We start from the raw sequence: 19,659 nt of genomic DNA, 5'->3' as shown, positions 1-19,659 counted from the left end.
GGTCGAGATGAGTCCGGTGGAACCACCTCAGGCGCCGAAAGTCCGCCGCGTCGCGGTTGTCGGCGGCACCCGCATCCCGTTCGCCCGCTCCGACGGCCCGTACGCGACCGCCTCGAACCAGGAGATGCTGACCGCGGCGGTCGACGGCCTCGTCGGGCGGTTCGGGCTCGAAGGGCCGGGCGCGGTGGGGGAGTTGGTGGCCGGGGCCGTCCTCAAGCACAGCCGCGACTTCAACCTCGCGCGCGAGACGGTCCTCGGGTCGGGGCTCGACGCGCGGACACCCGCGTACGACATACAGCAGGCCTGCGGGACCGGCCTCCAGGCCGTCATCGCGGCCGCCAACAAGATCACCCTGGGGCAGACCGAGTCGGCGATCGCGGGCGGCGCGGACACCGCGAGCGACGCCCCGCTCGGCGTCAACGACGAGCTGCGGCGCATCCTGCTGGAGGTCCGGCGCGCGAAGACGACGGGTGCCAGGCTGAAGGCGCTCGCCCGCATCCGCCCCGGCCACCTCGTCCCCGACATCCCGCGCAACGCCGAGCCGCGTACCGGCCTCTCGATGGGTGAGCACGCCGCGGTGACCGCCCGCGCGTGGGGCGTACCGCGGGAGGCGCAGGACGAGTTGGCGGCCGCGAGCCATCAGCGGCTGGCGGCGGCGTACGAGCGCGGTTTCTTCGAGGACCTGGTCGTGCCCTTCCGGGGGCTGGCCCGGGACCAGAACCTGCGACCGGGGTCGACGGTCGACAAACTGGCCTCGCTGAAGCCGGTGTTCGGGGTCGAGGGCCCCAACCCGACCATGACCGCCGGGAATTCGACGCCCCTGACGGACGGCGCGGCGACCGTGCTGCTCGCGAGCGACGAGTGGGCCTCGGCGCGCGGACTGGCTCCGCTCGCGTATCTGACGGCGTACGAGACGGCGGCCGTCGATTTCGTGGCGGGGGACGTGGCGGGTGGTGCGGACGGGCTGCTGATGGCTCCCGCCCACGCGGTGCCGCGCATGCTGGAGCGGGCCGGGCTCGGGCTCGACGACTTCGACTTCGTCGAGGTCCACGAGGCGTTCGCGTCACAGGTGCTGGCCACGCTGGCGGCCTGGGAGAAGCGCGGTCTCGGCACGGTGGACCGGGCGCGGCTGAACGTGGCCGGTTCGTCGCTGGCGACCGGTCACCCCTTCGCGGCGACCGGGGCGAGGATCGTGGCGACACTGGCGAAGCTCCTCGCGGAGCGCGACACTTCCGACATTCCCGAGAGGTCCGGGCGTCCCGTACGCGGGCTGATTTCCATCTGTGCGGCGGGCGGGCAAGGAGTGACGGCGATCCTCGAACGCCCTTGACGCGCATACATGTTGGGCAAAAGGTGAACAGGCGTACGCTGTGAACACGAACTTCTCACTCTTCCGCACACAAGCCCCTCGGTTTCCGAGGTGAACCCGCCACTTCACCGGGCCGTAATGGGGGAAGCACAAGAGTAAGGAGCCGCCCGTGTCCCGCGATCCCTCTGACCACCCCCAGCTCGTCATACCTGAACCCGAGGTCAGGCGACTTGACGGGGTGGTACGAGAGGTCTCGGTCGCCCCGCTGGTCCGCCCCGTGACGTCGTACACATCACTCGGGGACATCCCCTTCGAGAACCTGGAACAGGCCCCCGACGACCCGGTGCTCAGCCGCAAGGCACCGGACGGCCGCTGGACGGACGTCACGGCGGCCGAGTTCGCGGAGCAGGTGCTGGCGGTCGCCAAAGGGCTGATCGCGGAGGGCCTGATGCCCGGCGACCGGCTCGCGATCATGGCCCGTACGACGTACGAGTGGTCGCTGCTGGACTTCGCGGCCTGGGCCGCGGGGCTGGTCACCGTGCCCATCTACCCCACCTCGTCCGTCTTCCAGACGCGCTGGATCCTCCAGGACTCCGGCGCGGTCGCGCTGGCCGTCGAGCACGTGGGGCAGGCCGCCGCGCTCGGCCCGGAGCGGGACCGGCTGCCCGACGTCCGCCACATGTGGGTCTTCGAGAAGGGGCACATGGACCGCCTGGCCGAGCTGGGCCGGGACGTGCCGGACGGGGAGGTTGAGGTGCGCCGGGGCGTGCTCGGCCCCGACTCGCTCGCGACAATCATGTACACCTCCGGCACCACGGGCCGCCCCAAGGGCTGCGCGCTGACCCACGGCAACTTCTTCGCCGAGGTCGACAACGCGGTCGAACTGCTCCACCCGGTCTTCAAGTCCACCTTCAAGGAACCGGCGGCCACGCTCCTCTACCTCCCCCTCTCGCACGTCTTCGGCCGGATGGTGTCCGTCGCCTGCATGCGCGCCCGGGTCCGCCTCGGCCACGCGCCGAGCATCCGTACGGAGGAACTGCTGGCCGACCTCGCCGGGTTCAGCCCGACCTTCCTGCTGGCCATCCCGTACGTCCTGGAGAAGGTCTACAACACCGGCCGGGCCACCGCGGAGAGAATGGGCCGGGCCGCCTCGTTCGACCGGGCGGCCCGCATCGCCCGGCGCTACGGCGAAGCCCTGGAGGCCGAACAGCACGGCACGGGCCCAGGTCCTGGTACGAAACTCAAGGCGGCCCGCGCCCTCTACGACCCGCTCGTCTACCGCCGTATCCGCGCCGCCCTCGGCGGCAAGGTCCGCCAGGTGGTCTGCGGCGGCTCCCCGCTCGGCCGGCGCCTGGCCTCCTTCTACGCAGGCGCGGGCATCCAGGTCTACGAGGGCTACGGCCTGACCGAGTCGACCGCGGCCGCCACGGTCACCCACCCGCGCCGGCCCCGCCTCGGCACGGTGGGCTGGCCGCTGCCCGGCACGCGCGTCCGGATCGCCCAGGACGGCGAGATCCTGCTGAGCGGGCCGCAGGTGTTCCGCGGCTACTGGGATCCGCAGGCGGGCGGGGTGGTCCCGGCCGACCAGGAGGGCTGGTTCGCCACCGGTGACATCGGCGAGCTCGACGACGACGGCTATCTGACGATCACCGGCCGCAAGAAGGACATCCTCATCACCACCAGCGGCAAGAACGTCGCCCCCGCGCCCCTGGAGGACTGGCTCCGCGCCCACCCCCTCATCAACCAGTGCGTGGTCATCGGCGACAACCGCCCCTACGTCACCGCCCTCATCACCCTCGACGCCGAGGGCATGGACCACTGGTGCCGGATGACCGGCAAGTCCGACGTCCCGATCGCCACCCTCGTGACGGACCCCGACCTCCTCGGCATCCTCCAACGCGCCGTCGACGACGCCAACCGCCTAGTCTCCCGCGCCGAATCCATCCGAGCCTTCACCGTCCTCCCCGTGAACTTCACCGAGACGGCCGGCCACCTCACCCCGACGATGAAGCTCCGCCGCGCGGTCGTCACACGGGAGTTCGCGCGGGAGATCGAGGAGTTGTACGGGGAGTCGGGCGACGAGTAGGCAGACGGACATGGCCGGTGGCCGGTGGCCACGTCACTAGGGTGAGTGCCATGTCGCAGCACCCTTCGGTGGCGGGCTTCTACGACCGGCTCGCCCCGGACTACCACCTGATCTTCCCCGACTGGGACGCCTCCATGGCACGGCAGGGCGCCGCCCTGAACGCCGTCATCCGCGCCCACCGGAACAGCGAAGACCTCGCCGACGTTCTCGACTGCTCCTGCGGAATCGGCACCCAGGCGATCCCGCTCGCCCGGCACGGCCACCGGGTGACCGGCACCGACATCAGCGCGTCGGCGACGGCTCGCGCGGCACGGGAAGCGGCCGCCCGGAGGGTGCGACTGCCAACAGCCGTCGCGGACATGAGGCGTCTCCCCTTCGCGGACGCCCGGTTCGACGTCGTCGTGTGCGCGGACAACTCCCTGCCCCATCTGCTCACGCCGGACGACATCCACGCGGCGCTCACGGAGATGCGCCGCGTCCTGCGCTCCACCGGCCTGCTGATCACCACCACCCGCCCGTACGACGAGATCCGCCGAAACCGTCCCGCGTCGGCCCCGCCCCAGGTCGGCCCCGCTCCCCACGGCCGGGCGATCACCTTCCAGCTCTGGCACTGGCACGAGGACGGCGAGCGCTACGACTTGGAGCACTTCCAGCTCGTACCGACGGGAGCCGAGGGGGCCGAGGGGGCAGGGGAGGGCGAGGCCTGGGACGTACGGGTGCGGCGCACCACCTACTGGGCCCTCACCCGACAGCAGTTGAGCGGCTTCGCGACCGCCGCGGGTTTCACGGAACCCGCCTGGCACACCCCGGAGGACACCGGCTTCTACCAGCCCGTCCTCACGGCCGTCGCCGGCTCAGGCCAGCCCGGCCGCCCGTAGTCCCGCCGTGGTCGCCGCGGCCGCGAGTACGACGACCAGGAACGGCGCCCGCCGCCAGGCGAGCATGCCGCCCACCAGTACGCCCATGGGACGGGCCCACCCCGCGAAACCGCCGCCCTCGGTCAGCGCGCCCGTGGCGAGCAGGGCGACGAGGAGCACCACGGCCCCCGCCGCGAGCAACTCCTGGACACGGGCGGTCAGTTCGACCCTCCCGTGCAGCACCGGTCCCACCAGCCGGAACGCGTACGTGCCCACGGCCAGCGCCAGGATCGCGGCGACCGTCGCGCTCACACCGGCCTCCTGGAGAGGGCGAGGACACACAGCCCGGTGAGCGCCAGGAGCACCGGCACCCCCGCCGGTACGACCGGCGTCACGGTCAGCGCCACCACGGCCCCGAGCACCGCGGCCCGCCGTACGCCCCCGTCCTTCCGCAGCGCGGGCAGGACCAGGGCCGCCAGCACCGCGGGGAAGGCGGCGTCGAGTCCGTACCTGCCGGTGTCGCCCAGCGCGGTTCCGGCGAGCGCCCCGCCCAGCACGCAGACGTTCCACACGGCGAACAGGCTGAGCCCCGAGAGCCAGAAGGCGGCCCGGCGCCGCGCCGGATCCGGCTGGGCGAGCGCGAAGGCCACCGTCTCGTCGGTCACCAGGTGCGCGCCCAGGAAGCGGGTGACGCGGCCCGGGCCCAGTACGTCCGCCACCGCGAGGCTGAAGGCCGCCGTCCGTGTGTTGAGCAGCAGTCCGGTCGCCGCCGCGGCGAACGGACCGCCCCCGGCCAGCAGTATCCCCACCGCGCTGAACTGGGCGGAGCCCGCGTAGACCACCAGCGACATCAGCACCGGAACCCATACGGGCAGGCCGCCCGCGACGGCGATCGCGCCGAAGGAGACGCCGACGACACCGCTGGCCAGACAGACGAGGGAGACGTCCCGCAGCAGCTCTGAGTCGACCGAAGATGTTCGGAGTGGCGAACGCATGTTCTCTACAATGGACAAGAGTCGTCATGTTCGTCAAGGCGAACGATCGTACTTCTGGAGCGAACGAACCGTGACCGAGCCCACGCCTCCCTCCCGCCTCCCTCTCGACTGGATCGCCGCCTCCCTGCGGCGCGAACGCGGCCGCGTCGGCCTCTCCCTCTCCGAGCTGGCCAAACGCGCCGGCATCGCGAAGTCCACGCTCTCCCAGCTGGAAGCGGCGAGCGGCAACCCGAGCCTGGAGACGCTGTGGGCGCTGGGCGTCGCCCTCGGCGTACCGTTCAGCGCGCTCGTCGAGCCACCCGCCCCGGCGGTCCAGGTGATCCGCGCGGGCGAGGGGCCCACCGTCCACTCCGAACAGGCGAGTTACGCGGCGACGCTGCTGTCCGCCAGCCCGCCGGGCGCGCGGCGGGACATCTACCACCTACGGATGGAGCCGGGCGCCGCGCGCGAGTCGGACCCGCACATCCCGGGATCGGTCGAACACCTGGTCGTCAGCACAGGACGGCTGTCGGCGGGCCCGCGCGGGGAGGCGGTCGAGCTGGGCCCCGGCGACTACATGGCGTACCGGGGCGACGTACCGCACCGATACGAGGCGCTGGCACCGGGAACGACGTTCGTCCTGGTCATGCAGCACGTCTGAGGGGGAGCGCCCCTTCGGCGGCGCCCCCGAAGAGGCGCGGGGCTGTGTCATCGTGCGGCTCCGCCGAGCGGGCACGGTCGGCCCCACCGGCCCGCGGCCGCCCACGACACCGCGACCCGGGCCCGCTGACCACAGCGCAGGGGAGCACAGCGGAGTACGAGAGAGCGCAGGGGCTGCTCAAAGGCAGGAGCCCCGGCACCTGACGGTGTCGGGGCTCCTTGGGTACTGCGATCAGGTCCGGACCAGAGCATCCGGATCAGAGCTAGAGCTTGGGCTCATGAAGCCGAAGGCTCAGACAGGGGTGACGTTCTCCGCCTGCGGGCCCTTCGGACCCTGGGTCACGTCGAACGTAACCGCCTGGTTCTCTTCGAGAGAGCGGAAACCGCTCGCATTGATCGCGGAGTAGTGGACGAAGACGTCCGGGCCGCCGCCTTCCTGGGCGATGAAACCAAAGCCCTTTTCGGCGTTGAACCACTTCACGGTTCCGGTAGCCATAAGCCCTCCTTGGGCCCAAAGGGTTGCCCTGCTCCAGAACCTGCGATTGTCTAAACAACTGCATTCGTCTGAAAACGACGAGAGCCCGCGGTCACATGCTCCGCAGGCTCTGTACTGCAAGGGAAACCAAACTGCAACTTGCGGCGAGCCTAGCACGCAGGCAGCCGAATGCAATAGAGGGCAAGATCACGTCACCCGGAAGTTTGATGGGGTCGTCAGATGGGTTGACGAAGTGATGTTGCGGCGAAGTCGCGAGGTGTCAAAGGGGTTGACACAAGAGGTCGAGATGGTTTCCGAAACCACTCCGGGACCCTGAAGCCTGCACCGTACCGCATGGGCGCTAGCCTCGCGATGTGGACAATTCTCCCGAGTCTCCCGAGGGGCGTCCCGACGCCCGCCGCTCCCGGCCGCGCGTCGGCCACATCCAGTTCCTGAACTGCCTGCCCCTCTACTGGGGCCTCGCGAGAACAGGCACGCTCCTCGACTTCGAGCTCACCAAGGACACCCCGGAGAAGCTCAGCGAACAGCTGGTGCGGGGCGACCTCGACATCGGGCCCATCACGCTCGTCGAGTTCCTCAGGCACGCGGACGAGCTGGTCGCCTTCCCCGACATCGCGGTCGGCTGCGACGGCCCGGTGATGTCCTGCGTACTCGTCTCGCAGGTCCCGCTCGACGAGCTGGACGGCGCCAGGGTCGCCCTCGGCTCCACCTCGCGTACGTCCGTACGCCTGGCCCAGCTGCTGCTCTCCGAGCGTTTCGGCGTCCAGCCGTCCTACTACACCTGCCCGCCCGACCTCGGCCTGATGATGCGGGAGGCCGACGCGGCGGTGCTGATCGGCGACGCGGCCCTGCGCGCCAACCTGCTCGACGGACCGCGCTACGGCCTCGCCGTGCACGACCTGGGCACCCTGTGGAAGGAGTGGACGGGCCTGCCGTTCGTCTTCGCGGTCTGGGCGGCCCGCCGTGACTACCTGGAGCGCGAGCCGGTCGTCACCCGCAAGGTCCACGAGGCCTTCCTCGCCTCCCGCGACCTCTCGCTGGAGGAGGTCGGCAAGGTCGCCGAGCAGGCGGCCCGCTGGGAGGCCTTCGACGAGACGGTCCTGGAGCGCTACTTCACGACGCTCGACTTCCGCTTCGGCGGGCCGCAGCTGGAAGCGGTCACGGAGTTCGCGCGGCGAGTGGGACCGACGACCGGCTTTCCGGCGGATGTGAAGGTGGATCTGCTGGAGCCATAAGGGGCGGTGGTGACGGTGGGGCGGAAGGGAACGCGCGCGGCGAATTCCGCTTGTCGAGGTCGATGAACTCGGCGAGGTCGATGAGTACGGCGAACTCGGCGAACTCGGCGAACTTAGCAAAGTTAGCGAAATGGACGTCTCTGTGAATTCCCGGGCATTCCGGGAAGGAGGCGGCCGGGCTGAACGCGGTTCGGTATTTCCTCCGGTAATGGAGGGGCCGCGCGGGATTGGCGAGGGCCGCCGAGGGCGTACGGCACTACTCTGCTGGGCAGTGCCGTGCAGTGCGTGCGGAGCGAGTGCTGGGCAGTGCGGCGCGTACGGGGATACGCGGATCCGGGGACATCGGTACGCGGGATACGGGGGAGGTGCGGACGCCATGAAACCGCTCGAAGTCGGCGAACCCACCGTCGTGGGGCCCTACCGGCTGCTCGGCCGGCTCGGCGCGGGCGGCATGGGCCGCGTCTATCTGGGCCGCAGTGCGGGCGGCCGGACGGTCGCGGTCAAGATCGTGCACCCGCACTTCGCGCTCGACGAGGAGTTCCGCGCCCGGTTCCGCCGCGAGGTGGAGGCGGCCCGCCGGGTGGGCGGCGCGTACACCGCGCCGGTGCTGGACGCCGACCCGGGCGCGCAGGTGCCGTGGGTGGCCACGGCGTACGCCGCCGGCCCCTCCCTGACCGCCGCGGTCGCCGACTACGGCCCCCTCCCGGAACACTCCGTACGCGTCCTCGGCGCGGGCCTCGCGGAAGCGCTGTCGGCGGTGCACGCGCTGGACCTCGTCCACCGTGACGTGAAGCCGTCGAACGTGCTGCTCACCCTCGACGGCCCCCTCCTCATCGACTTCGGCATCGCACGGGCGACGGACGGCACGGCGTCCCTGACCTCGACGGGGGTCTCCGTCGGCTCGCCCGGCTACATGTCGCCGGAGCAGATCCTCGGCAAGGGGGTCACGGGAGAGGCCGACGTCTTCTCGCTGGGCGCGGTACTGGCGTACGCGGCCACGGGTTCGTCCCCCTTCCCCGGCGACTCCTCGGCCGCGCTCCTCTACAAGGTGGTGCACGAGGAGCCCGAACTCGGCTCCCTGGCAGGCGAGTTGAGAGAGGTGGTGGCCGAATGCCTCTCGAAGGACCCGGCCGGCCGCCCCTCCACCGCCTCCCTCGCCGCCCGCCTCGCACCGCAGGGCGCGGCACAACTGGTGACGGCCGGCTGGCTGCCGGGCCCGCTGGTGGAACAGGTGAGCCGAAGTGCCGTACAGCTGCTGAACCTTGAGGCGGGGGAGCCGGCACCGTCGGGAGTGGTGGGGTTCAGCAGCCCCTCGGTGGACGCGGCGGACGCCGCGTCCACCAACGGAACGGCCGCACCGGCCGGGGCTCCGGCGGGGGTCTTCGGCCCTCCGGACCCGTCGTACGCGAACCGGGCGAACCGGGCGAACGGGGTATCGGCCACACCGACATACGTCCCGGAGCCGCACGACGCCGCTCGCCCGGCCACGGCTCCGGCGTCGACCCCGGCGCCCTCTCCCGCGGGCAAGGTGTCCGTCAGCGTGGCCGCGACCTCCACGCCTGCGGCCAACGGCCGTGGACGGAAGCTGAGTTGCACAGTGGCGTTGGCGGTCGCGGGAGCGCTGGCGGCGGTGACGATCGGCTCGACGTTCGTGTTCGACCTGCTGCCGGGCAACGGATCGCAGGACAGCGCCGACAGCGGAGACAGCAGCGACACGGGCGCCGCCCCACCGCCCGCGCCCAGCGCGACGGCCTCTGCTTCCGCTTCCGCTTCCGACGGGGCGAGCGGCTCCTCCACCATCCCCAAGTCCTACCTCGGCACCTGGGAGGGCGACGCCCTCGCCCTCAACGGCGCCCTGCCCCTGGGCACGTTCCGCGTCACGGTCGGCCAGGCCGGTGTGGGCGACCAGTTCGGCACGTTCCGCCAGACCGACCTCATCGGCGGCACCTGCGACACCGTACTCATCCTCAAAAAGGTCACCCCGAAGCAACTCGTCGCCACCAGCGTGTCCAAGCCGTCCACCACGTCGGAGTGCACGAAAGGCCGGCACGAGGTGCGGCTGACCCCCGTCGGCGACGACCTGCGCTACGACACGGACAACGCGGACGCGGGGAATCCGGTGGCTCGGATGTCGCGGATCAAGTAGCGGGCCGGGCGGGAGGGTTGGGCTCGTCTGAGATCTCGGAGACGTCAGATCGGTACGGTCACCGTGACCGGCTCGCCACTCCCCAGGTGCAGCATGCCCTTGCCGGGCGTGACCGGGCCGCCGACCATGCTGCGGGTCGTACGGATGCCGATCAGCTCGCCCGCGCCGGAGTCCTGCGGGGAGAGCAGGATGCCGCGGCGGCCCTTCTTCGCCTCGACCTGCCAGCCCGAGAAGCCGCTGCAGACCTCTTCCTCGTCGCCGCCGATGACCAGTGCGAGGCCGCGGTCGGCGCCGCGCTGGACGAGGCGCTTCAGCTCGCGCTCGCAGTCGCAGTCCTCCAGGACCTCGCCGTCGTCGACGATGACGACGATCGGCTCCTCCGGGGACGCCGACTCGATGGCCTCGTTGAAGTCGTCGCTCTCGATGTCGTCGTCGGTGAAGACCTTCAACACACCGTCCTGGCCGTCGAGTTCGCGCAGCGGCGACGGGCGCGGGGCCGCGATGACGAGACGTACGCCCTGGAGGAGGTACGAACGCGCCAGGTTCAACAGGGCCGTGCTGCGGCCCGACTTGGCCGGACCCGCGACGACGAACGTCGGCACGCCCTGCGAGAGGTCGGGGCCGAAGGCCATGATGTCGTCGCCGCCGATACCGGCCAGGGCCCACAGCTTGGACTGGGCGACCGCGGAGTCCCGCATCTCCCAGGCCTCCGCGAAACCGATGCGCGAGGGTAGTACGTCCACCCGGAACGGCCGCCGCGCGCGCGGGACTTCGGCGTCGCGGGCCGCGGCCGCCTCACCGATCGCGGCGAGCGCCGCGGCCTGCCCCTGACCGGTCACGTCGTCGGAGAGCAGTGCGAACTGCGTCTCGATCGCCGACTCGTTCTTGAAGCCGCGCCCGGGCGGGATCTCCTCCGGCACCTTGCGCGCCTGGATGCCCAGCATGGTGAAGTCGGAGCGGTCGGCGAGCCGCAGGCCGTACTTCTCCTCGGTGAGCGAGGCCATCCGGCCGAGCAGCACCTGCCGGTCGCCGGTGACGACGAGGTGGATGCCGACACTCGCGCCCTCGCGCATCATCGTCTGCAACTCGTCCGTCAGCTCACCGTGGTTGTACTCGCCGAGCGTCGGCAGCCAGCCCTCCCACCGGTCGAGGAGTACGACGATGTGGGGCAGCCGCTCGTCCTCGGCCACGGACGCGCGCTGCTCGCCGATGTCTGCGAACCCCTTGTCGGACAACAGGTCCTGACGACGCGTCAACTCGCCCTTGAGGCGGGTGACCAGTCGTACCGCCCGCTCCGTCTGGTTACGGGCGACGACGGCACCGCAGTGCGGCAGCCGGGTCAGGGCGTTGAGCGCGCCGTTGCCGCAGTCGATGCCGTAGATGTGCACGTCCGCCGCGGAGTTGGTGCGCGCGAGGGAACCGGCGAGAGTCCGCAGGACCTGCGAACGGCCGCTGCGCGGCGCACCGCCCACGATGAGATGCCCGAAGGAGGAGAAGTCGACGACGACCGGGCGTCGCGCCTGGTCGGCGGGGATGTCCTCGACACCGAACGGGGCCGGAGGCAGCTTGCCCGGCGCCAGGGCCGCGGCCGCCGGCACCTCGACCTCGTCCAGCAGCAGCGTCTCGGAGAGCGCGGGCAGCCACGGGCTGTGCTGGGCGGGGATGCCGAGCGAGCGGTTGGCGTCCCGGACCGCGTCCACGAGCACCTTCAGGTCGGTGATCTCCTCCTCCTCGCGCGACTCGGCCTTGGGCTTGACGAGCGCGGCCCGGCCCAGGTCGCCCCAGGCCAGCGGCCCGGCCCAGGGCGCGAGCAGTTGCGGATCGGCGGCACCCGGCCGCCGTCCACCCACCCGCCCCGACTGGAACGGCACGAGCGAGGCATGCCCCAGCCGGACGTACGCGCGACCGGGCGTGCTCTTGGAGATGTGCCCGGCCTCCGGCGAGTCGATGACGTCGCTGGACTCGCCGCCGTCCGTCACACGCAGCGCGATACGGAGGTTGGTGTTGGCGCGGATCTCGGGGGACACGACACCGCTCGGCCGCTGGGTGGCGAGGAGCAGGTGGATGCCGAGCGAACGGCCTCGCTGGGCGATGTTGACCAGTCCCGCGACGAAGTCGGGCAGGTCGCGCACCATCGAGGCGAACTCGTCGATGACGATGAGGAGTCGGGGCACGGGCGGGTGCGAGGGGTCCCTGCGCACCAGGTCCTGGTAGTCCTCGATGTCCTTCGCGTCGGCGTCGGCGAGGATGTGCTCGCGCCGCTTCAGCTCCGCGCCCAGCGACTCCAGGGCCCGCTCGACGAGGTGCGCGTCGAGGTCGGTGACCATGCCGACGGTGTGCGGCAGCTTCACACAGTCCTTGAACGCCGAGCCGCCCTTGTAGTCGACGAGGACGAACGTCATGTTCTCCGGAGTGTTGGCCACGGCCAGCGCGGCCACGATGGTCTGCAGCAGCTCCGACTTACCGGAACCGGTCGTACCGGCGATCAGACCGTGCGGCCCGTCCCGCCGCAGGTCGATGCCGAAGGCGCCGTCGTACGACTCACCGATGACCGCCATCGTCGACTGCCCGCCCATCCGCCAGCGCGCGGTGATCGCGTCACTGGTCGGCGGCTCGAGCTGCAGCACGTCGAGCAGCCGACTGGAGCCCGGCAGCGCCGAGTCCTCGCTCTCGCCGCTGATGTCGCGGAGGGGCGAGAGGGAGCGGGAGAGGCGGGCGCACCAGGCCGGCGACACGAAGTCCGGTCGTACGTTCTTGACCCGGGCCTTGCCCGTCTGCTCGACGCGCAGCCGCAGTTCGAGCGGTTTCCGCGAGCCGTCCTGCTGGTCGTCGGTTTCGTTGGTGTGCCAGGCCTGGAAGGAGGGGAATCCGTTGGAGCCGGCCTGGTATCCGCGACCGGCCTGCGCGCCGCCGGCGGCGTTGGTCTGAGGGCTGTGCTGCTCCTCCGGCTTCGGCTCGGCGACGACGACGGCCTGGCACTCGCCGGGCAGGAACCGTTCCTCCTCGTCGAGGCAGATCGCGTACATGCTGACGCCGGGACCCTCCCGCAGCAGCCGTACGACACCGGGCATGGAGCGCAGCCGCCGCGAACCGTCCCAGATGACGACGATGTCCGGGTCGGTGAAGCTGGCCTGGCGGCCGTTGTCCCTGGCCGCCTTCTGGCGGGCGTCGAGGAGCTGGGTCAGCTCGCCGATGCGGGCGCCGACGGTCTCGGCGTCCATGCCGATCAGGACGTTGGTGTCCTGGGCGCCGGACGGCCGCGAGTGCGGCAGCCACCGGACCCAGTCCCAACTGCTCTGGGCGCTGTTCTCGGTGAGGACGTAGAACTGCACGTCCAGCGGGCTGTGCAGGACCGCGGCCTGCGAGACGATCCACCGGCCGATCGCCTGCGCGGAATCGCCCGGGCCCGCGATGCCGACGACCCCGCGCTCGGGCAGCGGCAGCGCCACCGGGGCGTCCTCGATCTTCCAGGTGACCTCGCGCTTGTGATCGTCCTGCTCCGGGTCGTCGAGTACGACCTCGGAAGGCAACTGCCCGGTCCCCACCCGCAGCAGCAGATGGTCGGGGTCGGTACGCCGCCGCTCCCACAGCCGCGTACGGGGCCCGGTGCTCATGGAAAGCACGGTGGCGGGATCGGGAACGGCCTGCCGCCGATCGACCCGCTCGGCCACCAGCGCATCCTGCGCGTCCTTCTCGATCCGCTCCTTGTGCTCCTTGTACTCCTTGACCAGCTTCGCATGGGACTTGCGCCCGTGCTTCTTGTCCATGAAGTAGTTGCCGAAGAGGATCAGCGGGCTCAGGCCCGCCATGATCAGGTAGTACCAGCGGTTGAAGATGAGCACTGCAATCACCGCACCCACCAGTGGGGTCAGCGCCATCAGCCAGGGCAGCGGCCGGGCCTCGAAGTCGCGGGGCGGGGCCGGCAGCTTGAACCGGGTCTGGCGCTCCGGGGGCTGCAACCGGGGCGGCCGGTTGTAGTCGAGCCCGGCACCGTCCTCGGACCACTTGAGTGCGGCATTGGGAGGGGAGTAGCGGTCGAGCTCGAGCAGGGTGTTGCCGACGGCGATCTGGGCGCCGAGGGGCCAGTCCTTCCCCTCGATAGGCTCACCGTCGAGCGTGACGCCTTTCTTGCCCTTGTCGCCCTTGTCGCCCTTGTCGTCCGTACCGTCCTTGTCATCCCCGTGTATGGCGACCTGACAGGTTCCGTCCGTTGCAACTGACAACGTCAGTGCGCGCGCCGCGAGTTCCGGATCGTCGATACGGATGTACGAGGCGGGCCCGCTGCCGATGTCGTACCGCCCGATGCCGAGCCGGTGCACGGCGCCCGCGGCGGGCCCGCTCGTGACGCGCAGCTCGACCAGACCGGTGGGCTCGCCCGGCAGGCAGCCGGCCGGGTCGTGCAGGCTGACGACGGCACCCTCGCGCAGCGGCGAGGTCCCGATGGTGGCACCGGGATCGACGGGATAGCCGTCGACATAGGCGAGGGGCGCACCGCCACCCGCCGCCTGCTGTCCGTGCTGGCCTATGGGGATGATCTGCGCCCCACCGCTGTAACCGACGTGCGCGGCCAGCTCTTTTGCGATGTCCCCCATCGAGGACTCGGGATCCGCGTCGAGCACCACGTCGGCGTTGGCACCGCCGAGCGGATCGACAACGGTCAGAGTCAGGCGCACGATCGTCCTCCCCGAAACCCCTGGGCCCGCTGAGCCCCCGACGGACCGCGAACCACAGTGACCACTGAACTGCTTGATTGACTGCTAACTGGCTGCTGGCTGACTGCTCTCATGCTGCCCAGTGACGATATCCGCTCCACCCTTCCCACAGGCAACGGCGTGTGTGCTGGTTCCCTGGAGGCTCATGAAGGATCCGGGGTGTGCTGCTGCAAGCGTCCTGCGTAAGCTGCTGGCCCAGCGGACGATCGCATCATCCGCAACGGGAGCCACGGGGGTTGGCCCTGCGGCAAGTCGAGTTGTTACGGAGGACGCCACATGGCCGGCGGCAAAGACGCAGATATCACTTATGACGAGATGAACAAGGCGGCTACCAAGCTGACCGACGCCAAGGACAAGATCGACGAGAAGCTCGACGCCCTTGAGCGCTACATCCAGGGCCTCGTCAAGGACGGCTACACCACCCGCAAGGGCTCGCAGGCCTTCGAGGACGCCTTCACGGAGTTCAAGAAGGGCGCGAAGGACACGATCGAGGGCCTGACCGGCATGTCCAAGTTCCTCACGAGCGCCGCGAAGGCGTACGAGGACCTGGACGCGGAGCTGGCCAAGGGTGTCAAGGGCTGAGGTTGGTCTTTCGGGTGGCTGGGGCTGCTCGGTGATGATGTGGTCTGGTGCGGTGGGGTGCTTGATGCCTCACCGCATCGGGCTGTTTCGGGTGGATCCGGTGCAACGGGGGCGCTATGGGCGGCAAAAGCGATCACACGCGGCTCGATCTTGACGTGATCAAGGGGATGGGCACCGGCCTCAGTAACGTGAAGAAGGCGTTTGATGGGCTGGACAAGCTCACGCAGAAGTACGGCGACGACTTCGGACACAGTGATCTTGCCGAAAAGTTCGAGGACTTCGCTGATAACTGGGAGATCAAGCGCGAGGAGCTGACGGCCGAGATCGAAACTTTGGCCAAGATCGCCAAAGCGGCCGCAAAGGCGTACGAGGAAATCGATCACCAGCTGGCCGAGGCTATTCGGGGAGCCCAGGACCCCAAGGCCTCAAAGAGGGGGAAGTAGTCATGGGGGGACGGCCGCGTGACTGGCATCCCGTAGCGGATCGTGACCCTGTTCCAGGCGATCCGGACCAGATGGCGGCCTTGGGGCGGCAACTGCGTAAAACGGCTGAGGAGTTGGGGCGTCAGATCCGAAACCTCAAGGCGGTTGCCGAGGTTGAGGCGTGGGACAGCGAGGCCGGCAAGGAGTTCCGAGAGAAGGCGAAAGGCAACGTCAAGAAGCTCGAAGCCGCCTTCAAGCGATACGACACGGCTGCTGATGCCATCGGTGTCGAGGTGACTGAGGTAGGTGGGAGTTATCAGGACAAGCTGCATGCCAGGCCGAAGAATTATGCCTCCGACTTGAATCGTGCGCAGGAGATTGCGGACGGCGCACTCAAGGAAGCCAAGGTGGCTGATGAGAGAAAGGGGGCGGCTCAACGGAGCCTGGATGGGCTGACGGAGAAACAGAAGGACGATAAGAAGAAGATTGAGGAGAAGCGGGACGCTGCTGGAGATGAGATCCAAGCGGCCAGGGCGAAGATCAGTGAGGCGGAGCGGATTCGAAATGAAGCCGCGAAGCGGGCGCGTGAGAGTATTGATGACGTAATCAGCAATGATTCGCTTAAGGATGGCTTCTGGGATAAATTCGATCACTGGGTCGATGAAATTGGGACGTGGACAGGAAGAATTGCCACGTGGCTCGGTGTCGCATCACTCCTAGTTGGTTGGATTCCCATCATCGGTCAGGCCCTGGCTGGGGTCCTTGGCAGCATGGCCATGCTCCTTACCTTGGTCAGCACTCTGGCTACTATCATCCAGTTCGCGCGAGGCGACAAGGGCTGGATGGATCTCGGAATGTCTGTTGTTGGATTTCTTATGATGGGAGTGGGAAAAGCCTTTTCCAAGATGGCGGGGAAGTATGCGAAGACCGCGCTTGGTCGTTTGGGGAAGGTCACGGGGTCGGCCACGTCAAAGGAGTATGGGCGAAGCGTCAAGAAGATGAACAAGCTTGCTGCCGGTCCGATCAAGTGGCAGCGAGGGGAGTTTGTCAAGTCGTTGAAGGGGAGACTACAGAACGCCAAGCTGGAGAAGGGTGACGGCTGGAAATCACTGAAAGAGCCGTTCACGGAGCCCTTCTCGGGTGGAGCGTGGGGGGATAATCTCAGGACGTTGGGAAGCCGCGGGAGTTATGGTGATGCTTGGCGAACGGTAGTGACACGAGGCGACGGTAACGCCGCGCTCGGCGTCGGGAGGTCCGTTTCTGCGGCAGATGCGGGTGTCGCATCGCAGCTCAAGGACATTAAGTTCACCACGCAAGGCCTGAACAGCTCGGAGGCGGTCAATAGAATCTCCCGGACGGCTACCGGGATCTCTCTTGCCGGCGCCGGCGTGACAGCCGGTGGAATGGCTCTGGACAGCAACCTCAACCCGCTTCTGGAATGAAGGGAAAGATGAATGACGACCTCAGGAGGCTTGCCCCCGGGTGTTGACGGCTTTGCGTGCCGCTTCGATCTGCAGGCAGGGTGGGTGGATCTGACACTGCAAGGCGGGTCGAAAGCCGAGGCGACTGGTTTGGCTGGTTCGGCGCTCGACGAGTTCAATCCACTTGAGCTGCAGGTCAGTAAACGCGGCCTCATGAACGATCTGATCGATCGGGCAATGGATCTCAACAGCGACGATCCGATCCTTGCTGCTTCTTACTACGGAAGGGACGGTGTCAGCCTGATCAATCTCGTGGTTGATTCCTACGGCGAAGACGGTGCGCCCCGACCTTCACGCGAAGAGGTGCAGCCATTGCTTGTTCGATCAGGTCCGGATAACACCGTCGTTGCCAGTGAGCCGGACATTTCGTATCTGGATATTCCCGCCGGCCCTGCTGTCCGGATTCAAGCGATGGCGAAGGCCAAGCGCATGTTCGGATTCGGGAGCCGACTTAACGAGTTCATTAAGTATGCTGTTTTCCCGCCGAATATCGAGCAACTCATCGTGATTACCGCGAATTGGCAGGATATTCAACGGACGGATGAACTCGCGCAAGTAACCGATGGGTTGGTGGCCACGATGAGGAACGTGCCGCTCGATGCCAACGGTCAAGAGATCGTGTCAGGCCCTCTGGAGTGACATCAGCGTGAAGACAGCCAGCGAATTTAGTTCGCCGCCGCAGGACTACAACGTGATTGTGCCGGACGGTTGGTTTCAGTTGTCGCTGAATCCCGAAGAGCGCGATCGGTGCATCGAGGCCCTTGCCGATCTGCAGTTCCGTGGCATCGACAACGCTCCGCACCTCAAGAAGCAGTTCATGCGAGACCTGCAGAAGAAGGCGAAAGACGCGTACAAGGTCGGTGGCACCGAGCTGTATCTCTCCACGCTCACCATCGGTCCCGTGCCGCTGGCGTCGTCGCTGCTGATCAGTGTTCCGGCCCCCGATGAGTGGCCCGAGTGCTCGGACGCCGAGGAGCTGGCGGAGCACTTGGCCGACCAGGAGGCCAACGACAGCGAAGTGGGCGTCGTAGAGCTGGCGGTGGCAGGCAAGGCAGTACGCCAGCGCCGCCGGGAAGCTCCAGACCCTGATTCTCAGATGGGCAATACGCTCCCGACGACGAGCCTCACCTACTACGTACCGATCCCGGTCACCACTCGCTGGCTGATGCTGAACTTCTCCACGCCGGTGGACCCTCTGGCGGACCAGATGGTGGCGTTGTTCGACACGGTGGCAGAGACACTGCATTGGGGCTGAGTTGATGACGGAGAAGCCGAGCGGTGGCTTCCGGCTGCGGGACGGATTCGGGATCGCCGGAGTGGTGATCGCTCTGGTGGTCACCGGGGCTGTTCTTCTGCTGGTCCTGGGTGCCTGGAAGGCGTTCGTACGGGAGACGGCACCCTTCGTGTTGGACTGGCCCGGTGGTCCGTGGGCCTTTGGGGCCCTCTGCGGTCTGGTCTCGGTCTTTGGGGTCTTCTACGGACACCGTCTTCTTATGACTGCTCCCCCGCGTCGGGAGGCACGGCTGCCACGGGCGGCGCGTTGCGTCGTGATCGCCGGTTGCTGGGGTGCGGCGTTGGCGTCCTTCAGCTACGTGGTGGGTTCCCTTCCTGGCAAGAACTGCCGTTCCTACAAGGAGGGTTGTGCGTACATCCCCGGCACAGGGAGTTCACTCATCGCCTACGCCGTCGCGGCAGCCCTCGTGGGCTGGCTCGTCTACCGCGCGAGCAACGCCCGAGCCGAGGAGCGCGGCGCGCAGGAACGTGAACGCCTGCGGAAGCTGCGCAAGAAGGGAAAGGGCAAGAGCCGGGCGGCGGCGCGGCGTTGAACGATCGCGTATCGCCTTGAACCTTGGCCTCGGTTGCCGGCCTGCTTGTCGCCAGTGCTGTGACCGGGATGGTCCACCGTGGCCGGGAGACGGCTCGCAGGACGAACCCTGCTGAGAGCTGACAATGGCCTGGTATTAGTGGTGTATGCATGAAGAGACCGCGCAGTCCGCGATCGACACGTTCATCTCCGCGTTCAACGCCGCGAACGACAGCTATGTGACTGGGCTGCTTTCCCAGGCCCTGACCTCGGATGTCATTTTCTGGGGACCGTTGGGACGCAGTGAGGGGATCGAGGCGGTCGAACGGTTCGTGCTGGACATCCGGCGTCACCCGGCGGGGACCGGCACGATGGTGCGCTGCTCGGCGGTGGACATGCCGGACGAGTGGGCCCGGTACCAGTGGGTCTTCACCACGCCGGATGGAGGCCCCCGCCTGGCGGGAACGGACGTCGTCCATCTGCGGCGGAGTCTCATCGACCAGGTCATCATCTTCGCGGGAGAGATCAAGCCGTCCGCCTCCTGAGCCATCCTTCGCCTGAACTGCCCCGTTCGCAGTGGGACTAAGGTGCGCTGCGGCCGGGTTAGTTCGCCGGCTTGGTCGGGCTGCGGTGGCGAGTAGGCGTCCGCCCCAGCGGATGCCCTACTTTCTTGATGCGGATGGGCTCGCGGTGTTGGACAGCCAGCTCCAACCGTCAGCCCGGCGAACCTACGCGATCACAGCACTAGGCTGACCGCGTGTACATATCTCCTCGCGCCCTCGACGGCAGTCGGCGTCAGCGCCTGGTCGTCGGGGGTGAGGAGTGCGGCCCGCCGGCCTCATGAGGATCGGTTCTGCTCCTGGCCGACGGGGCCGGTTATCCTCATCCGGACCTG

17 protein-coding genes are annotated in these 19,659 nt (G+C 68.6%); 13 read left to right on the top strand and 4 right to left on the bottom strand.

Annotated features, from left to right (window positions below):
- The first annotated feature begins 7 nt into the window (after positions 1–7).
- The 3 genes from AB0I18_RS03230 to AB0I18_RS03220 all read left to right on the top strand — a co-directional run bounded on the left by AB0I18_RS03230 (position 8) and on the right by AB0I18_RS03220 (position 4,273).
- Complete coding sequence (locus AB0I18_RS03230) at positions 8–1,330, top strand: acetyl-CoA C-acetyltransferase (protein ID WP_363103631.1); 1,323 nt, start codon at positions 8–10, stop codon at positions 1,328–1,330.
- A 148-nt stretch (positions 1,331–1,478) separates the two neighbouring features.
- Positions 1,479–3,395 (top strand): AMP-dependent synthetase/ligase, encoded by a 1,917-nt coding sequence (locus tag AB0I18_RS03225; protein WP_363103630.1) that lies wholly within the window; start codon positions 1,479–1,481, stop codon positions 3,393–3,395.
- Between the two features lie 50 nt (positions 3,396–3,445).
- Entirely contained in the window at positions 3,446–4,273 is an 828-nt protein-coding gene (locus AB0I18_RS03220) for a class I SAM-dependent methyltransferase (RefSeq protein WP_363103629.1), read from the top strand.
- On the opposite strand, the gene AB0I18_RS03215 is transcribed toward AB0I18_RS03220, so the two are convergent.
- Positions 4,250–4,564 (bottom strand): AzlD domain-containing protein, encoded by a 315-nt coding sequence (locus AB0I18_RS03215; protein WP_363103628.1) that lies wholly within the window; start codon positions 4,562–4,564, stop codon positions 4,250–4,252. The two genes, AB0I18_RS03220 and AB0I18_RS03215, sit on opposite strands and share 24 nt — an antisense overlap.
- A complete protein-coding gene (locus AB0I18_RS03210; RefSeq protein WP_363103627.1) occupies positions 4,561–5,247 on the bottom strand; it encodes an AzlC family ABC transporter permease in 687 nt (228 codons plus the stop codon). Before AB0I18_RS03210 ends, AB0I18_RS03215 begins: the two co-directional genes overlap by 4 nt.
- A 70-nt stretch (positions 5,248–5,317) precedes the next feature.
- Between AB0I18_RS03210 and AB0I18_RS03205 the strand changes: the two genes are divergently transcribed.
- Entirely contained in the window at positions 5,318–5,887 is a 570-nt protein-coding gene (locus AB0I18_RS03205) for an XRE family transcriptional regulator (RefSeq protein WP_363103626.1), read from the top strand.
- A gap of 291 nt (positions 5,888–6,178) precedes the next feature.
- Here AB0I18_RS03205 and AB0I18_RS03200 read toward each other — a convergent pair whose 3' ends face one another.
- Positions 6,179–6,382 carry a cold-shock protein gene (locus AB0I18_RS03200; RefSeq protein WP_033319512.1) on the bottom strand — a complete coding sequence of 68 codons (204 nt, stop codon included), beginning with the start codon at positions 6,380–6,382 and terminating at the stop codon, positions 6,179–6,181.
- A gap of 353 nt (positions 6,383–6,735) precedes the next feature.
- Between AB0I18_RS03200 and AB0I18_RS03195 the strand changes: the two genes are divergently transcribed.
- Together AB0I18_RS03195 and AB0I18_RS03190 are read left to right on the top strand one after the other, a co-directional pair.
- Positions 6,736–7,617: a menaquinone biosynthesis protein gene (locus AB0I18_RS03195; protein WP_363103625.1), complete on the top strand. Its 882-nt coding sequence runs from the start codon at positions 6,736–6,738 to the stop codon at positions 7,615–7,617.
- Positions 7,618–7,993: 376 nt separating this feature from the next.
- Positions 7,994–9,763, top strand: a complete 1,770-nt coding sequence (locus AB0I18_RS03190; protein WP_363103624.1) for a protein kinase — start codon at positions 7,994–7,996, stop codon at positions 9,761–9,763.
- A 44-nt stretch (positions 9,764–9,807) separates the two neighbouring features.
- Here the strand turns inward: AB0I18_RS03190 and AB0I18_RS03185 are convergent, their stop codons facing one another.
- A complete protein-coding gene (locus AB0I18_RS03185; RefSeq protein ID WP_363103623.1) occupies positions 9,808–14,436 on the bottom strand; it encodes an FtsK/SpoIIIE domain-containing protein in 4,629 nt (1,542 codons plus the stop codon).
- A 315-nt stretch (positions 14,437–14,751) separates the two neighbouring features.
- On the opposite strand from AB0I18_RS03185, the gene AB0I18_RS03180 reads away from it, so the two are divergent.
- From AB0I18_RS03180 to AB0I18_RS03150, 7 genes are all read left to right on the top strand, one after another.
- The gene (locus tag AB0I18_RS03180; RefSeq protein ID WP_363103622.1) at positions 14,752–15,057 is read left to right on the top strand and encodes a WXG100 family type VII secretion target; all 306 of its coding nucleotides are present in this window, start codon (positions 14,752–14,754) and stop codon (positions 15,055–15,057) included.
- A gap of 116 nt (positions 15,058–15,173) precedes the next feature.
- A complete protein-coding gene (locus AB0I18_RS03175) occupies positions 15,174–15,500 on the top strand; it encodes a hypothetical protein (RefSeq protein ID WP_363103621.1) in 327 nt (108 codons plus the stop codon).
- A gap of 71 nt (positions 15,501–15,571) precedes the next feature.
- On the top strand, positions 15,572–16,921 hold the full coding sequence (locus tag AB0I18_RS03170) for a hypothetical protein (protein WP_363103620.1): 1,350 nt from the start codon (positions 15,572–15,574) through the stop codon (positions 16,919–16,921).
- 12 nt (positions 16,922–16,933) lie between these two features.
- Positions 16,934–17,599: a hypothetical protein gene (locus AB0I18_RS03165; RefSeq protein WP_363103619.1), complete on the top strand. Its 666-nt coding sequence runs from the start codon at positions 16,934–16,936 to the stop codon at positions 17,597–17,599.
- Between the two features lie 7 nt (positions 17,600–17,606).
- Positions 17,607–18,215 carry a hypothetical protein gene (locus tag AB0I18_RS03160; protein ID WP_363103618.1) on the top strand — a complete coding sequence of 203 codons (609 nt, stop codon included), beginning with the start codon at positions 17,607–17,609 and terminating at the stop codon, positions 18,213–18,215.
- Between the two features lie 4 nt (positions 18,216–18,219).
- Positions 18,220–18,786 carry a hypothetical protein gene (locus AB0I18_RS03155; protein WP_363103617.1) on the top strand — a complete coding sequence of 189 codons (567 nt, stop codon included), beginning with the start codon at positions 18,220–18,222 and terminating at the stop codon, positions 18,784–18,786.
- A 145-nt stretch (positions 18,787–18,931) separates the two neighbouring features.
- Positions 18,932–19,309, top strand: coding sequence for a nuclear transport factor 2 family protein (locus tag AB0I18_RS03150; protein ID WP_363103616.1), 378 nt, complete (start codon positions 18,932–18,934; stop codon positions 19,307–19,309).
- The last annotated feature ends 350 nt before the right edge of the window (positions 19,310–19,659 follow it).

Source organism: Streptomyces sp. NPDC050704, from assembly GCF_040654355.1.
Classification (GTDB): Bacteria; Actinomycetota; Actinomycetes; order Streptomycetales; family Streptomycetaceae; genus Streptomyces.
Note: the sequence above shows the minus strand (reverse complement) of the source record. Positions and strands in the feature narration are given on the sequence as shown.

Coding starts and splice junctions, on each gene's coding strand:
- AB0I18_RS03230 (WP_363103631.1), top strand. CDS start 8: ATGAGTCCGGTGGAACCACCTCAGGCGCCGAAAGTCCGCCGCGTCGCG.
- AB0I18_RS03220 (WP_363103629.1), top strand. CDS start 3,446: ATGTCGCAGCACCCTTCGGTGGCGGGCTTCTACGACCGGCTCGCCCCG.
- AB0I18_RS03210 (WP_363103627.1), bottom strand. CDS start 5,247: ATGCGTTCGCCACTCCGAACATCTTCGGTCGACTCAGAGCTGCTGCGG.
- AB0I18_RS03200 (WP_033319512.1), bottom strand. CDS start 6,382: ATGGCTACCGGAACCGTGAAGTGGTTCAACGCCGAAAAGGGCTTTGGT.
- AB0I18_RS03190 (WP_363103624.1), top strand. CDS start 7,994: ATGAAACCGCTCGAAGTCGGCGAACCCACCGTCGTGGGGCCCTACCGG.
- AB0I18_RS03180 (WP_363103622.1), top strand. CDS start 14,752: ATGGCCGGCGGCAAAGACGCAGATATCACTTATGACGAGATGAACAAG.
- AB0I18_RS03175 (WP_363103621.1), top strand. CDS start 15,174: ATGGGCGGCAAAAGCGATCACACGCGGCTCGATCTTGACGTGATCAAG.
- AB0I18_RS03170 (WP_363103620.1), top strand. CDS start 15,572: ATGGCGGCCTTGGGGCGGCAACTGCGTAAAACGGCTGAGGAGTTGGGG.
- AB0I18_RS03165 (WP_363103619.1), top strand. CDS start 16,934: ATGACGACCTCAGGAGGCTTGCCCCCGGGTGTTGACGGCTTTGCGTGC.
- AB0I18_RS03155 (WP_363103617.1), top strand. CDS start 18,220: ATGACGGAGAAGCCGAGCGGTGGCTTCCGGCTGCGGGACGGATTCGGG.
- AB0I18_RS03150 (WP_363103616.1), top strand. CDS start 18,932: ATGCATGAAGAGACCGCGCAGTCCGCGATCGACACGTTCATCTCCGCG.